The sequence below is a fragment of the Pseudomonas sp. 13B_2.1_Bac1 genome, from assembly GCF_025466155.1.
Lineage (GTDB): Bacteria > Pseudomonadota > Gammaproteobacteria > Pseudomonadales > Pseudomonadaceae > Aquipseudomonas > Aquipseudomonas aylmerensis.
This window is the reverse complement of the sequence record NZ_JANLOH010000055.1, coordinates 64168-77737: the sequence shown is the minus strand read 5'-3', so window position 1 is coordinate 77737 and position 13570 is coordinate 64168. Positions and strand designations below refer to the sequence as shown.

Here is a 13570-nt window from a genome sequence, read left to right as displayed (position 1 = left end):
CCGCATCTGCTGTCCTCCGCTTTTGCTTTTAAGGCCTCTTGCATGTCCGATCCTCGCTACCAGATCGACGTCAGCGTCGTCACCCGCTTCCTGGCGGACCAATCGCAACCTGAACAGAACCGCTTCGCCTTTGCCTACACCATCACGGTGAAAAACAACGGGCTGGTGCCGGCCAAGCTGCTGTCACGCCACTGGGTGATCACCGACGGTGACGGCCAGGTCGAGGAAGTGCGCGGCGCCGGGGTGGTCGGCCAGCAACCGTTGATCGACATTGGCGCCAGCCACACCTACAGCAGCGGCACGGTGATGACCTCCAAGGTCGGCACCATGCAAGGCTCCTATCAGATGAAAGCCACCGACGGCCAACTGTTCGACGCCGTTATTGCGCCCTTTCGCCTCGCCGTGCCGGGAGCCCTGCACTGATGGCGACGTACGCGGTCGGTGACCTGCAAGGCTGCCTGGAGCCCCTCAAGTGCCTGCTCGAACGCGTCGCCTTCGACCCGTCGCACGATCGCCTGTGGCTGGTGGGTGACCTGGTCAATCGTGGCCCGCAATCGCTGGAGACGCTGCGCTACCTCTATAGCCTGCGCGACTCGCTGGTGTGCGTACTCGGCAACCACGATCTGCACTTGCTGGCGGCCGGCAATAACATCGAACGCCTGAAAAAGGGCGACACCCTGCGCGAAATCCTCGAAGCCCCGGATCGGGCCGAATTGCTCGACTGGCTGCGTCGGCAAAAACTCATGCATTACGACGAAGGCCGCAACATGGCCATGGTGCATGCTGGCATCCCGCCGCAGTGGACGTTGAAGAAAGCCCTCAAGTGCGCCGCCGAAGTCGAGACCGCGCTGGCTGATGACACCCTCTACACCACCTACCTCGACGGCATGTACGGCAATGAGCCAGTGAAGTGGGACAACGACCTTACCGGCGTGACCCGCCTGCGGGTCATCACCAACTACTTCACCCGCATGCGCTTCTGCACCGCCGAGGGCAAGCTGGACCTCAAGAGCAAGGAAGGCGCCGACACCGCGCTGCCCGGCTACAAGCCCTGGTTCGCCCATAAAGAGCGCAAGACCCGCGACACGCAGATCGTCTTCGGTCACTGGGCGGCCCTTGAGGGTAAATGCGACGAGCCCGGCGTGTTCGCCCTCGACACCGGCTGTGTGTGGGGCGGCACCATGACCCTGATGAACATCGACACCGGTGAGCGCCACGGCTGCCAGTGTCAATCCACCCTTCCCGTTACACTGCCGGCTGCCGCCAAGCGCTAGACGCAGCCGCCATGCCCAAGGAGCCCGCCATGAGCGAATTCAAACGTATCCCTCCCGAACAAGCCCAGGCCCTGCGCGAGCAAGGTGCCGTGGTGGTCGACATCCGTGACCAGCCGACGTATGTGGCAGGTCACATCACCGGTGCCCAGCACCTGGACAACGTCAACATCGCCGATTTCATCCGTGCCGCCGACCTCGACGCGCCGCTGATCGTGGCCTGCTACCACGGCAACTCCAGCCAGAGCGCGGCCGCCTATCTGGTCAGCCAGGGCTTCTCTGACGTCTACAGCCTGGACGGTGGCTTTGAGCTGTGGCGTACGACGTATCCTGCAGAAATTGCTTCAGGGGATTCGCAATAATTTTTTTCACACCCCGCTACCCCGCGTGACGCTTGGGCTCGCGCCGCTTCTGACGAACGGCGCAGCCAAACTAATTGCGCATCGCGCCTTGACCTCTCCGATTCCGAACTATCCTTAAGCGCAGGCCATCCGAATCAGGGGAGAGCCGGTACACCGGCGTGCGGGTCATCGGTAGCGTTTCAGGGTGTTCTGGGGGGAAAACGGCCATTGGCGTTCGTCAATGACTGCCAGCATCGACTGATTGATCCGGCGTCGGCTCCACGTATCGAGCGAGGTGACGACGTCATGAGTATTTTCAGCCACTTCCAACAACGCTTCGCATCCACACAGCAGGAAGAACTCACGCTTCAAGAGTATCTCGAGCTGTGCAAACAGGATCGCAGCACCTACGCGTCTGCCGCCGAGCGCCTGCTCTTGGCGATAGGCGAGCCGGAGCTGGTGGAAACCGCCAACAATTCGCGCCTGTCGCGAATATTCTCCAACAAGGTGATCCGCCGCTATCCGGCATTTGAAGACTTCCACGGCATGGAGGAATGCATAGACCAGATCGTCTCCTACTTCCGCCACGCCGCCCAAGGCCTGGAGGAGAAGAAACAGATCCTCTACCTGCTCGGCCCCGTCGGCGGCGGTAAATCGTCCCTGGCCGAAAAACTCAAACAACTGATCGAGAAGGTGCCCTTTTACGCCATCAAGGGCTCACCGGTCTTCGAGTCGCCCCTGGGCCTGTTCAACGCCACGGAAGATGGCGCGATCCTCGAAGAAGACTTCGGCATCCCACGCCGCTACCTCAACACCATCATGTCGCCCTGGGCCACCAAGCGCCTGGCCGAGTTCGGCGGCGACATCAGCCAGTTCCGCGTCGTGAAACTCTACCCATCGATCCTCAACCAGATCGGCGTGGCCAAGACCGAACCTGGCGACGAGAACAACCAGGACATCTCGGCGCTGGTCGGCAAGGTCGATATCCGCAAACTGGAAGAATTCCCACAGAACGACGCCGACGCCTATAGCTACTCGGGCGCACTGTGCCGGGCCAACCAGGGCCTGATGGAGTTCGTGGAGATGTTCAAGGCGCCGATCAAGGTGCTGCACCCATTGCTCACCGCCACCCAGGAAGGCAACTACAACAGTACTGAAGGCCTCGGCGCGATTCCGTTTACCGGGATCCTGCTGGCCCACTCCAACGAATCGGAATGGCACACCTTCCGCAACAACAAGAACAACGAGGCCTTCATCGACCGGATCTATATCGTCAAGGTGCCGTACTGCCTGCGCGTCAGCGATGAGATCAAGATCTACGACAAGCTGCTGTTCAACAGCTCCCTGGCCAAGGCGCATTGCGCACCCGACACCCTGAAGATGCTCGCCCAGTTCACCGTGCTGTCGCGCCTCAAGGAGCCGGAGAACTCGAATATCTATTCGAAGATGCGCGTATACGACGGCGAAAACCTCAAGGACACCGATCCCAAGGCCAAGTCGATCCAGGAATACCGCGACACGGCAGGTGTGGATGAGGGCATGAACGGCCTGTCGACACGTTTCGCGTTCAAGATCCTGTCCAAGGTCTTCAACTTCGACCCCCATGAGATTGCCGCCAACCCGGTGCACTTGCTGTATGTGCTGGAGCAGCAGATCGAACAGGAACAATTCCAGGCCGAAACCCGCGAGCGCTACCTGCGCTTCCTCAAGGAATACCTGGCACCGCGCTACATCGAGTTCATTGGCAAGGAAATCCAGACGGCTTACCTGGAGTCCTACAGCGAATACGGCCAGAACATTTTCGACCGCTACGTGCTGTACGCCGACTTCTGGATCCAGGACCAGGAATACCGCGATCCGGAAACCGGCGAAATCCTCAACCGCGTGGCCCTCAACGAGGAACTGGAAAAAATCGAAAAACCCGCCGGCATCAGCAATCCGAAGGATTTCCGCAACGAGATCGTCAACTTCGTGTTGCGCGCCCGCGCCAACAACAACGGCAAGAACCCCACCTGGCTCAGCTACGAGAAGCTGCGGGTGGTCATCGAGAAGAAAATGTTCTCCAACACCGAGGATCTGCTGCCGGTCATCAGCTTCAATGCCAAGGCCAGCAAGGAGGATCAGCAAAAACACAACGACTTCGTCACACGAATGGTCGAGCGTGGCTACACCGACAAACAGGTACGGCTGCTCTCCGAGTGGTACCTGCGAGTTCGTAAATCGCAGTAAGGCAGCGGCAGGCGTGCGCTGCCAGGTCTTTGGCCTGGCAGCTGACCGCTTGTCTCTAAGCTTCCAGCTCGCGGCTTGAAGCTTGTAACGTGAAGCTGCCCGGAGGGCTCCCCATGAGCTATGTGATCGACCGACGCCTCAATGGCAAGAACAAGAGCACGGTAAACCGCCAGCGTTTCCTGCGGCGTTACCGTGACCACATCAAAAAGGCCGTTGAAGAGGCCGTCAGCCGCCGCTCCATCACCGACATGGAGCATGGCGAACAGATCAGCATTCCCGGAAGGGACATCGACGAACCAGTACTTCACCATGGCCGGGGCGGCAAACAGACCGTCGTGCATCCCGGCAACAAGGAATTCACCACCGGCGAACATATCCAGCGCCCCCAAGGCGGTGGCGGCGGCAAGGGCCCGGGCAAGGCCGGCAATTCCGGCGAAGGCATGGATGAGTTCGTGTTCCAGATCACCCAGGAAGAGTTCCTCGAGTTCATGTTCGAGGACCTGGAGCTGCCCAACCTGGTCAAGCGCAACCTGACCGGCACCGATACCTACAAGACCGTACGCGCCGGGATCAGCAACGAGGGCAACCCGTCCCGGATCAACATCATTCGTACCCTGCGCTCGGCCCACGCCCGGCGTATCGCCCTGTCCGGCAGCAGCCGCGCCAAACTGAAGGAAGCCAAGGAAGAACTGGCACGCTTGAAACGCGAAGAACCGGACAACTTCGGCGATATTCAGGAAATGGAAGCGGAAATCGAAAAACTCAGTGCGCGTATCCATCGCGTGCCGTTTCTCGACACCTTTGACCTCAAGTACAACCTGCTGGTCAAGCAGCCCAACCCCAGTTCCAAGGCCGTGATGTTCTGCCTGATGGACGTGTCCGGCTCCATGACCCAGGCCACCAAGGACATCGCCAAGCGGTTCTTCATCCTGCTGTACCTGTTCCTGAAGCGGAACTACGACAAGATCGACGTAGTGTTTATCCGTCATCACACCAGCGCCCGGGAAGTCGACGAGGAGGAGTTCTTCTACTCACGGGAAACCGGCGGCACCATCGTCTCCAGCGCCCTGAAGCTGATGCAGGAGATCATGGCCGAACGCTACCCGGCCAACGAGTGGAACATCTACGCCGCCCAGGCTTCCGACGGCGACAACTGGAACGACGATTCACCGATCTGCCGCGACATCCTGATCAACCAGATCATGCCGTTCGTGCAGTACTACACGTACGTCGAGATCACCCCCCGTGAGCACCAGGCCCTGTGGTTCGAATACGAGCGCATCGGCGAAGCCTTTGCCGATACATTCGCGCAACAGCAACTGGTCTCGGCCGGCGATATCTACCCGGTCTTCCGTGAACTCTTCCAGCGCAGGTTAGTGACATGACCGCCAAAAAAGAGCATAAGCGCCAACCCATTTCCACGGGGTCTGAATGGACCTTCGAACTGATCCAGGCCTATGACCGGGAAATCAGCCGCATCGCGGCGGGTTATGCCCTGGATACCTACCCCAACCAGATCGAAGTGATCACCGCCGAACAGATGATGGATGCCTACGCCTCTGTCGGCATGCCCCTGGGTTACCACCATTGGTCCTACGGCAAACACTTCCTCAGCACCGAGAAGTCCTACACCCGCGGGCAGATGGGCCTTGCCTACGAGATCGTGATCAACTCCGACCCGTGCATCGCCTACCTGATGGAAGAAAACACCATCTGCATGCAGGCGTTGGTGGTGGCACACGCCTGCTACGGCCACAACAGCTTCTTCAAGGGCAACTACCTGTTCCGCACGTGGACCGACGCCAGCTCGATCATCGATTACCTGGTATTTGCCAAGCAGTACATCATGCAGTGTGAGGAACGCCACGGCATCGACGCGGTGGAAGACCTGCTCGACTCCTGCCACGCCCTGATGAACTACGGTGTTGACCGCTACAAACGCCCTTATCCGATTTCCGCCGAGGAAGAACGCCTGCGCCAGAAGGAGCGCGAGGAGCATCTGCAGAAGCAGATCAATGACCTGTGGCGCACCATTCCTAAAAAGGCCGGCAAAAACAACGACAAGGACAATGCACGCTTTCCCGCCGAACCTCAGGAAAACATCCTGTACTTCCTGGAAAAACACGCGCCGCTGCTGGAGCCATGGCAACGGGAAATCGTGCGTATCGTGCGCAAGATCGCCCAGTATTTTTATCCACAGCGCCAGACCCAGGTAATGAACGAAGGCTGGGCGACGTTCTGGCACTACACCTTGATGAACGACCTGTACGACGAAGGCCTGGTCACTGACGGCTTCATGATGGAGTTCCTCACGTCCCACACCAGCGTGGTGTTCCAGCCGGGCTTTGACAGCCCGTACTACAGCGGCATCAACCCGTATGCCCTGGGGTTTGCCATGTACCGCGACATCCGGCGCATGTGCGAACACCCCACCGAGGAGGATCGCCGCTGGTTCCCGGAGATCGCCGGCAGTGACTGGCTCTCGACGATCAAGTTCGCCATGAGCAGCTTCAAGGACGAGAGTTTCATCCTGCAGTACCTGTCGCCTCAGGTTATTCGCGATCTCAAGCTGTTCAGTATTCTGGATGACGACCTCAAGGATGACCTGGTGGTGCCAGCTATCCATGACGAACCCGGGTATCGCGTCATCCGCGAAACCCTGGCGGCGCAGTACAACCTGGGCAACCGTGAACCCAACGTGCAGATCTACAGCATCGACGTACGTGGCGACCGCTCGCTGACCCTGCGTCATCAGCAGCACGACCGCAAACCGCTGGGTGAATCCACCGAGGAAGTGCTCAAGCACCTGCACCGGCTGTGGGGGTTCGACATCCACCTGGAGACCCTGCAGGGCGATCAGGTGATGAAGACCCACCACGTGCCGCCGCGCAGCGATCACAACGACAACGACTACGGCCGCCTGGACCTGGCCGTCGTTCATCTCTGAAACAGCAAAGCCTCCATTGGTCAGGCACAGGCGGTATCCTGTGCCGCTAATGGAGGCTTTTTCATGAAAATCTACAAAGTCGGCGGCGCCGTACGGGACCGCCTGCTGGGCATCGAGGTCACCGATATCGACCGTGTCGTCGTCGGTGCAACGACCGAAGAGATGCTCGCCAAGGGCTACAAGCCGGTGGGTGCTGACTTCCCGGTATTCCTGGACCCGAAAAACGGCGATGAATACGCCCTGGCCCGCACTGAACGCAAGAGCGGCAGGGGGTATGGTGGTTTTGTATTCCACGCCAGCCCCGAGGTCACGCTGGAAGAAGACCTGATCCGCCGCGACCTGACCATCAACGCCATGGCCGAAGACGACGACGGCAGCCTGACCGACCCTTACCACGGCCAGCGCGACCTTGAAGCGCGCGTCTTGCGCCACGTTTCCCCCGCGTTCGCCGAAGATCCCCTGCGTGTCCTGCGTGTTGCCCGCTTTGCCGCGCGCTATGCACACCTGGGCTTCACCGTCGCACCCGAGACGCTGGAACTGATGCGCCAGCTCAGCGAATCCGGTGAACTGGAGGCCCTCACGCCAGAGCGCAGCTGGAAAGAAATCTCCCGCGCACTGATGGAAGATCAGCCACAGGTCTTTATCCAGGTCCTACGCGACTGCAACGCGCTGAAAACATTGATGCCGGAAGTGGATGCACTGTTCGGCGTGCCACAGCCCGCAGCCCATCATCCCGAGATCGACACCGGCGTACACACCTTGAGCGTGCTGCAGCAGGCTGCCTTGCACCAACAGCCGCTGACCGTGCGCTGGGCCTGCCTGCTGCATGACCTGGGCAAGGGATTAACGCCTGTGGATAAGTTGCCACAACATATTGCCCACGAACACCGGGGCTTGAAGCTGATCAAGGCGGTCAACGAGCGCTTCAAGGTGCCCCGGGACTGCCAGGAATTGGCCCTGCTGGTCGGCCAGTATCACACCCATGGCCATCGCGCCCTGGAGCTCAAAGCCTCGACACTCCTGGATTTGCTGCAGAGTTTCGATGTCTACCGGCGGCCGCAGCGCTTTGAAGAGTTTGTCGTGAGTTGTGAGATGGACGCGCGAGGCCGTAAAGGCCTGGAGCAAAGAAGTTATCCACAGGCGGATTATTTGCGCGGCGCGGCCAAGGTCGCGCGTGAAGTGGCAGTCGCGCCCTTGCTGGAGAAGGGTTTCAAAGGCCAGGAGTTGGGCGAGGCACTCAAGCGCGAACGGCTCAAGGCATTAAAAATCTACAAGGAACACCACGCCCTGTAGCAGTCCGGCTTGCCGGCGATCGCGTATCCGGGGTCGCTATCGCCGGCAGGCCGGACTCCTACAGGAGTGTGCTCGGCGTCAGTTGCTGGCCTTGCCACTCAAACGCGACCGGGGCCAGCACCTGGTCAATTTGCGCATCGCGCCACAGCTCAGCCAGGGTCTTGCCGACCTCAGGGTGCACACGCTCCGGCGCCATCAACGACAGCGGCCACAGCACAAACGCATTCTTCAGGATCTCCGCACGCGGCAGGATCAAACCATCGAAATTGCCCACCAGTTCGCCATACAGCAGCACGTCGATGTCCAGCGGCAGGCCCTTGCGGTCTGGCGCATAGCGACCGTTATCGGCCTCGATGAACTTGAGCCGACGGTCCAGCTCCATCAACGGCAGGTCGGTATAGCCCGACACCACCAGGTTGAAGAACGGCCCGCTCTTGATGCCCACCGGCTGGCTTTCGAACACCGCCGAGCAGCGCATATCCGTCAAAAAGCTCGCCAGGGCGTCCAGGCCTGCATGCAAACGCGGCTCGCGCTCGATATTGCTACCGAGACCAAGGTAAACCTGAGTTAGCGACATCCGCGCTCGATCTCCACGCCCACGCCCTTGGCAGCCGGCACGGCTCCCGGCTTGGTCAACTTGAGGTGCAGCCAGGGAATCTGGAATTCACTCATCAGCACTTCGGCCAGGCGCTCAGCGAAGGTTTCCACCAGTTGGTACTGGGACTGCTCGGCAAAGGCCTGGATACGCGCGGACACGCTGGCGTAATCCAGGGCCAGGGTCAGGTCGTCACCCGCAGCCGCCGGGCGATTGTCCCAGGCAAAACTCAGGTCCAGGCGCAGACATTGGCGAATGCCACGCTCCCAGTCGTAGGCCCCGATCACGGTGTCGACTTCCAGGCCTTCGATAAACACTCTGTCCAAGCACTCTTCTCCGCAGCACGACAAGGGCGCGATGCCCCGTTAGAATCAGGGCGTCCTCGCCCGGAATAGTTAGCATGTTTTGGTCACTGGCGATTCTCGCCTACCTGCTCGGCTCGCTGTCCTTTGCCATTTTGCTCAGCCGCCTGACGGGAAATCCCGACCCGCGAATGAGTGGCTCAGGCAATGCCGGCGCCACCAATATGTTGCGCCTGGCGGGCAAGAAACTTGCCGTCCTGACGTTGCTCGGCGACGTCTGCAAGGGCCTCTTGCCCGTACTGATCGCCAATGCTGCCGGCCTGTCCCTGCAGCAGCAGGCCTGGGTGGGCGTGTGCGCCGTCCTGGGCCATCTGTTTCCGTTGTACTTCCGCTTTCGCGGCGGCAAAGGGGTCGCGACGGCAGCCGGCATGCTGCTGGGAATTTACCCGCCGGCAGCGTTGCTGGCCGTGCTGGCCTGGCTGCTGACGTTCTACCTGACCCGCACCAGCTCACTGGCCGCATTGATCGCCACCCCGCTCACCCTGCCGTTGCTGGCCTGGCAGGAACCGGCAGCGCTGCTGCCGATGAGCGTGTTGACGCTGCTGATCGTCTGGCGCCACCGGGGCAATTTACGCGACCTGTTTGCCGGGCGCGAACGGCATTTTTAAATACCCCCCGATGCGCCCGGCCCACGCTGCACCTCACAGCGGTGACAACTGCTCCATCGGCCAACGTGCCTGCACGCTGATCGCCAGGCTTTCATGTTGCCCGGCCTGCAGGCGCTGGCAACCGGCATAGGCGATCATCGCGCCGTTGTCGGTGCAGAACTCCGGCCGCGCGTAGAACACATCACCCTTCATGTCGCCGAGCATTTTTTCCAGCGAAGCGCGCAAGGCCTTGTTGGCGCTGACGCCGCCTGCGATCACCAGGCGCTTCATGCCAGCCTGTTTCAGGGCACGCTTGCACTTGATGGTCAAAGTCTCCACCACGGCCTGCTGGAACGCCAGCGCGATGTCGCAACGGGCTTGCTCACTGTCGCCCCCGGCGCTGACGCTCTGCTGCCAGGTGTTCAGCGCCGAGGTTTTCAAGCCGCTGAAGCTGAACATCAAACCCGGCCGATCGCACATCGGGCGCGGGAAGGTGTAGCGGCCCGGCACGCCCTTTTCCGCGAGCCGGGCGATTTCCGGACCACCGGGATAATTGAGCCCCATCATCTTCGCGGTCTTGTCGAATGCTTCACCGGCAGCGTCATCCAGCGACTCGCCCAACAACGTGTATTGGCCGATTCCGTCGACCTGGACCAGCTGCGTATGACCGCCGGAAACCAACAAAGCGACGAACGGGAACTGCGGCGGTGTTTTTTCCAGCATCGGCGCCAATAAATGGCCTTCCATGTGGTGCACACCCAGGGCCGGAATCCCCCAGGCGAAGGCCAGCGCCTGGGCGCAAGAGGCCCCAACCAGCAGGGCTCCGACCAATCCGGGGCCGGCGGTGTAGGCAATGGCGTCGATCTCGGTCGGCACGCAACCGGCTTCGTCCAGCACCTGGCGAATCAACGGCAGCATGCGCTTGACGTGATCACGGCTGGCGAGCTCGGGCACCACGCCGCCATAAGCGCGGTGCAGGTCGATCTGACTGAACAGCGCATCGGCCAGGAGCCCGCGTTCACTGTCGTAAAGTGCGACACCGGTTTCGTCGCAGGAGGTTTCAAGTCCCAGTACTAGCATGGGTTTGCGCCTTGTAGAGGCTGAATTCGAAGGCGCGCATAATAGTCGCCACTCCCCCTCCCGACTAGCGGTTTTCGATCAGAGGCTTTGCATTCCGGGCAATGAGGGGTTAACATCCGCAACCCTTAAAAACCGACGACCTCAGCCGCGAATTTTTTGCGACGAGAACGTTGATCCCGGTAATGAAAGAAGGTAGCTCTGGATGCCAGCCGTCAAAGTAAAAGAGAACGAACCCTTCGACGTAGCTCTGCGTCGTTTCAAGCGCTCCTGCGAAAAAGCCGGTGTTCTGGCTGAAGTTCGTAGCCGCGAATTTTACGAGAAGCCAACTTCTGAGCGTAAGCGTAAAGCAGCAGCCGCTGTTAAGCGTCACGCCAAGAAAGTTCAGCGCGAGCAGCGCCGCGCCGTTCGTCTGTACTAATACACAGACGTTCGTAGCAAGCTTCTGCCAAGCCCGGCCCTCAGCCGGGCTGTTGGCATTTGCGGATATCGCTTGATGCTTCACCGTCGACGCCGCACACGCGACCGAGACACTGCTTCACACGTCAGGACTGGCTCTTCTGCCAGCGGTGCACGTCTCTTCTGACGAGCCTAACAAGGCTACTGACGAGCACACTTATTCCATAAACAGGCGATCAACTGGATCGACTGTGCCCATCAAGGCGTTTCCGAGGCCCACCATTGGCCAATACCGGGCGTCAGGGCAACATTTCCACACCGAAGACTGATTAGAAACTAACGTCAGTGAATATTCGGCAGATACACTTCCGTACACCCCATGCAGACGCTAGATGCTCGAGCACTCGATACGCGCGCTTGAACACTTCACGGGCCCTCATTTACACGCAGTGATGACGAGAACGCCATGGCCGGGCTGATTCCCCAGAGCTTTATTGACGACCTTCTGAACCGCACCGACATCGTCGATGTTGTCAGCTCGCGCGTGCAAATGAAGAAGGCCGGCAAGAACTACACCGCCTGCTGCCCGTTCCACAAAGAAAAGACCCCCTCGTTCAGCGTCAGCCCTGACAAGCAGTTCTACTACTGCTTCGGCTGCGGCGCCGGCGGCAACGCCCTCGGCTTCATCATGGACCACGACAACCTGGACTTCCCCCAGGCCGTCGAGGAACTGGCCAAAGCCGCCGGCATGGAAATCCCCCGCGAGGAAAGTGGCCGTGCGCACAAACCGCGCCAGCCTACCGATTCGCCGCTGTACCCGCTGCTGACGGCCGCTGCCGACTTCTATCGTCAGGCGCTTAAAAGCCATCCGCAGCGCAAGGCCGCCGTCGACTACCTCAAGGGTCGCGGACTCACCGGTGAAATTGCCCGTGACTTCGGCCTCGGTTTCGCCCCGCCGGGCTGGGACAACCTCTACAAACACCTGAGCAGCGACACCCTGCAGCAAAAAGCCATGATCGATGCCGGCCTGCTGGTGGAAAACGCCGAGACCGGCAAGCGCTATGACCGTTTCCGCGACCGCGTGATGTTTCCGATCCGCGACAGTCGGGGCCGCATCATCGCCTTCGGCGGCCGCGTGCTGGGTGACGACAAGCCCAAATACCTGAACTCCCCGGAAACCCCGGTGTTTCACAAGGGTCAGGAGCTGTACGGGCTGTTCGAGGCGCGCAAGAACAACCGCAACCTCGATGAAATCATTGTGGTTGAAGGCTACATGGACGTGATCGCGCTGGCTCAGCAAGGCCTGCGCAATGCGGTGGCCACCCTTGGCACCGCTACCAGCGAAGAACACATGAAGCGCCTGTTTCGCGTGGTGCCCAGCGTATTGTTCTGCTTCGACGGCGACCAGGCCGGCCGCAACGCCGCCTGGCGCGCCCTCGAAGCCACGCTGTCGAGCCTGCAGGACGGGCGCCGCGCTCGCTTTCTGTTTTTGCCCGAAGGCGAAGACCCGGACACCCTGGTCCGCTCCGAAGGCACCGACGCGTTCCGCGCGCGCATCAACCAACATGCACAGCCGCTGGCCGACTACTTCTTCCAGCAACTGACCGAAGAAGCCGATCCACGCTCGCTTGAAGGCAAGGCCCACATGGCCACCCTCGCTGCGCCGCTGATCGACAAAGTCCCGGGCGCCAACCTGAAATCGCTGATGCGCATGCGCCTGCTCGAAATCACCGGACTGAGCGGTGAAGCCGTCAGCCAGCTGGTGCACAACGCCCCGCAAGACGCGCCGCCTGCCTACGACCCAGGCATGGATTACGACGCCATGCCGGACTATTCGGATTTCCATCAACCGCAGGAGGCCTACGCGCCACAGCAGGAATGGACGCCGAAAAAACCCGGCGCCGGCGGCAAGAAATGGGACAAGAAGCCCTGGAGCAAGAATGGCAAGCGCGGTGATCGCGACGAAGCCTACGCCCCGCGCACGCCGGTTGCCGTAGAGGCACCGACGTTGATTGCCCTGCGCACGCTTATCCACCACCCGCAACTGGCGGGCAAGGTTGAAAGTGCCGAACATTTTGCCAACGAGAGCAATACTTACGCCCAGGTGCTGATCGCCCTGATCGAAGCCGTGCAGAAAAATCCTAAGCTAAACTCTATTCAGCTGATGGCTCGTTGGCATGGAACCGAACAAGGCCGCTTGTTGAAAGCCCTCGCGGAAAAGGAGTGGCTAATTGACGGCGATAACCTTGAACAACAGTTTTTAGACACCATTACTAGGTTATCCGCGGGTCAGCACACGCAGACCCTCGATGAACTGATCAAGAGAGCAAGGCAGCCGGGATTGTCGGCTGAAGAGCAAATTCAGATAGCAAAACAGATGCGCGACCTCTTAAAACAGAATGTTTCCGCATCAAACCCGACCTCAGCTGGCGTGTGAGGTCATAGCTCGGGTATAATCCTCGGCTTGTT

The 13570-nt window shown here is 60.2% G+C and carries 13 protein-coding genes; 10 read left to right on the top strand and 3 right to left on the bottom strand.

The annotated features are described in order from the left end of the window. Positions 1–42: 42 nt before the first annotated feature. From apaG to NTD80_RS14255, 7 genes are all read left to right on the top strand, one after another. A complete protein-coding gene (gene apaG / locus NTD80_RS14285) occupies positions 43–423 on the top strand; it encodes a Co2+/Mg2+ efflux protein ApaG (protein ID WP_065904636.1) in 381 nt (126 codons plus the stop codon). Then, positions 423–1274: a symmetrical bis(5'-nucleosyl)-tetraphosphatase gene (locus tag NTD80_RS14280; RefSeq protein WP_201145997.1), complete on the top strand. Its 852-nt coding sequence runs from the start codon at positions 423–425 to the stop codon at positions 1272–1274. Before apaG ends, NTD80_RS14280 begins: the two co-directional genes overlap by 1 nt. A 29-nt stretch (positions 1275–1303) precedes the next feature. After that, entirely contained in the window at positions 1304–1633 is a 330-nt protein-coding gene (glpE, locus tag NTD80_RS14275) for a thiosulfate sulfurtransferase GlpE (protein WP_065904641.1), read from the top strand. A gap of 285 nt (positions 1634–1918) precedes the next feature. Next, positions 1919–3841, top strand: coding sequence for a PrkA family serine protein kinase (locus NTD80_RS14270; protein ID WP_003194732.1), 1923 nt, complete (start codon positions 1919–1921; stop codon positions 3839–3841). Positions 3842–3954: 113 nt separating this feature from the next. After that, entirely contained in the window at positions 3955–5226 is a 1272-nt protein-coding gene (locus tag NTD80_RS14265) for a YeaH/YhbH family protein (protein ID WP_065904643.1), read from the top strand. Further along, entirely contained in the window at positions 5223–6788 is a 1566-nt protein-coding gene (locus NTD80_RS14260; RefSeq protein ID WP_065904645.1) for a SpoVR family protein, read from the top strand. Before NTD80_RS14265 ends, NTD80_RS14260 begins: the two co-directional genes overlap by 4 nt. 63 nt (positions 6789–6851) lie before the next feature. Then, positions 6852–8081, top strand: a complete 1230-nt coding sequence (locus tag NTD80_RS14255; protein WP_262134084.1) for a multifunctional CCA addition/repair protein — start codon at positions 6852–6854, stop codon at positions 8079–8081. A gap of 58 nt (positions 8082–8139) precedes the next feature. Here the strand turns inward: NTD80_RS14255 and folK are convergent, their stop codons facing one another. Then, complete coding sequence (gene folK / locus NTD80_RS14250) at positions 8140–8658, bottom strand: 2-amino-4-hydroxy-6-hydroxymethyldihydropteridine diphosphokinase (protein ID WP_262134083.1); 519 nt, start codon at positions 8656–8658, stop codon at positions 8140–8142. Further along, positions 8649–9002: a dihydroneopterin aldolase gene (gene folB / locus NTD80_RS14245; protein WP_015886183.1), complete on the bottom strand. Its 354-nt coding sequence runs from the start codon at positions 9000–9002 to the stop codon at positions 8649–8651. Before folB ends, folK begins: the two co-directional genes overlap by 10 nt. 74 nt (positions 9003–9076) lie before the next feature. Between folB and plsY the strand changes: the two genes are divergently transcribed. Then, complete coding sequence (plsY, locus tag NTD80_RS14240) at positions 9077–9646, top strand: glycerol-3-phosphate 1-O-acyltransferase PlsY (RefSeq protein WP_065904651.1); 570 nt, start codon at positions 9077–9079, stop codon at positions 9644–9646. Positions 9647–9679: 33 nt separating this feature from the next. Here the strand turns inward: plsY and tsaD are convergent, their stop codons facing one another. Then, entirely contained in the window at positions 9680–10705 is a 1026-nt protein-coding gene (gene tsaD, locus NTD80_RS14235) for a tRNA (adenosine(37)-N6)-threonylcarbamoyltransferase complex transferase subunit TsaD (RefSeq protein WP_262134082.1), read from the bottom strand. A gap of 202 nt (positions 10706–10907) precedes the next feature. Here tsaD and rpsU point away from each other — a divergent pair, with 202 nt between their 5' ends. Together rpsU and dnaG are read left to right on the top strand one after the other, a co-directional pair. Further along, entirely contained in the window at positions 10908–11123 is a 216-nt protein-coding gene (gene rpsU, locus NTD80_RS14230; protein ID WP_002551877.1) for a 30S ribosomal protein S21, read from the top strand. A gap of 444 nt (positions 11124–11567) precedes the next feature. Next, positions 11568–13538 carry a DNA primase gene (dnaG, locus tag NTD80_RS14225; RefSeq protein ID WP_065904655.1) on the top strand — a complete coding sequence of 657 codons (1971 nt, stop codon included), beginning with the start codon at positions 11568–11570 and terminating at the stop codon, positions 13536–13538. The last annotated feature ends 32 nt before the right edge of the window (positions 13539–13570 follow it).

Bases quoted from the DNA above. Each gene is read 5' to 3' on its own strand.
- apaG (WP_065904636.1), top strand. From the start codon at position 43: ATGTCCGATCCTCGCTACCAGATCGACGTCAGCGTCGTCACCCGCTTC.
- NTD80_RS14280 (WP_201145997.1), top strand. From the start codon at position 423: ATGGCGACGTACGCGGTCGGTGACCTGCAAGGCTGCCTGGAGCCCCTC.
- glpE (WP_065904641.1), top strand. From the start codon at position 1,304: ATGAGCGAATTCAAACGTATCCCTCCCGAACAAGCCCAGGCCCTGCGC.
- NTD80_RS14270 (WP_003194732.1), top strand. From the start codon at position 1,919: ATGAGTATTTTCAGCCACTTCCAACAACGCTTCGCATCCACACAGCAG.
- NTD80_RS14265 (WP_065904643.1), top strand. From the start codon at position 3,955: ATGAGCTATGTGATCGACCGACGCCTCAATGGCAAGAACAAGAGCACG.
- NTD80_RS14260 (WP_065904645.1), top strand. From the start codon at position 5,223: ATGACCGCCAAAAAAGAGCATAAGCGCCAACCCATTTCCACGGGGTCT.
- NTD80_RS14255 (WP_262134084.1), top strand. From the start codon at position 6,852: ATGAAAATCTACAAAGTCGGCGGCGCCGTACGGGACCGCCTGCTGGGC.
- folK (WP_262134083.1), bottom strand. From the start codon at position 8,658: ATGTCGCTAACTCAGGTTTACCTTGGTCTCGGTAGCAATATCGAGCGC.
- plsY (WP_065904651.1), top strand. From the start codon at position 9,077: ATGTTTTGGTCACTGGCGATTCTCGCCTACCTGCTCGGCTCGCTGTCC.
- tsaD (WP_262134082.1), bottom strand. From the start codon at position 10,705: ATGCTAGTACTGGGACTTGAAACCTCCTGCGACGAAACCGGTGTCGCA.
- rpsU (WP_002551877.1), top strand. From the start codon at position 10,908: ATGCCAGCCGTCAAAGTAAAAGAGAACGAACCCTTCGACGTAGCTCTG.
- dnaG (WP_065904655.1), top strand. From the start codon at position 11,568: ATGGCCGGGCTGATTCCCCAGAGCTTTATTGACGACCTTCTGAACCGC.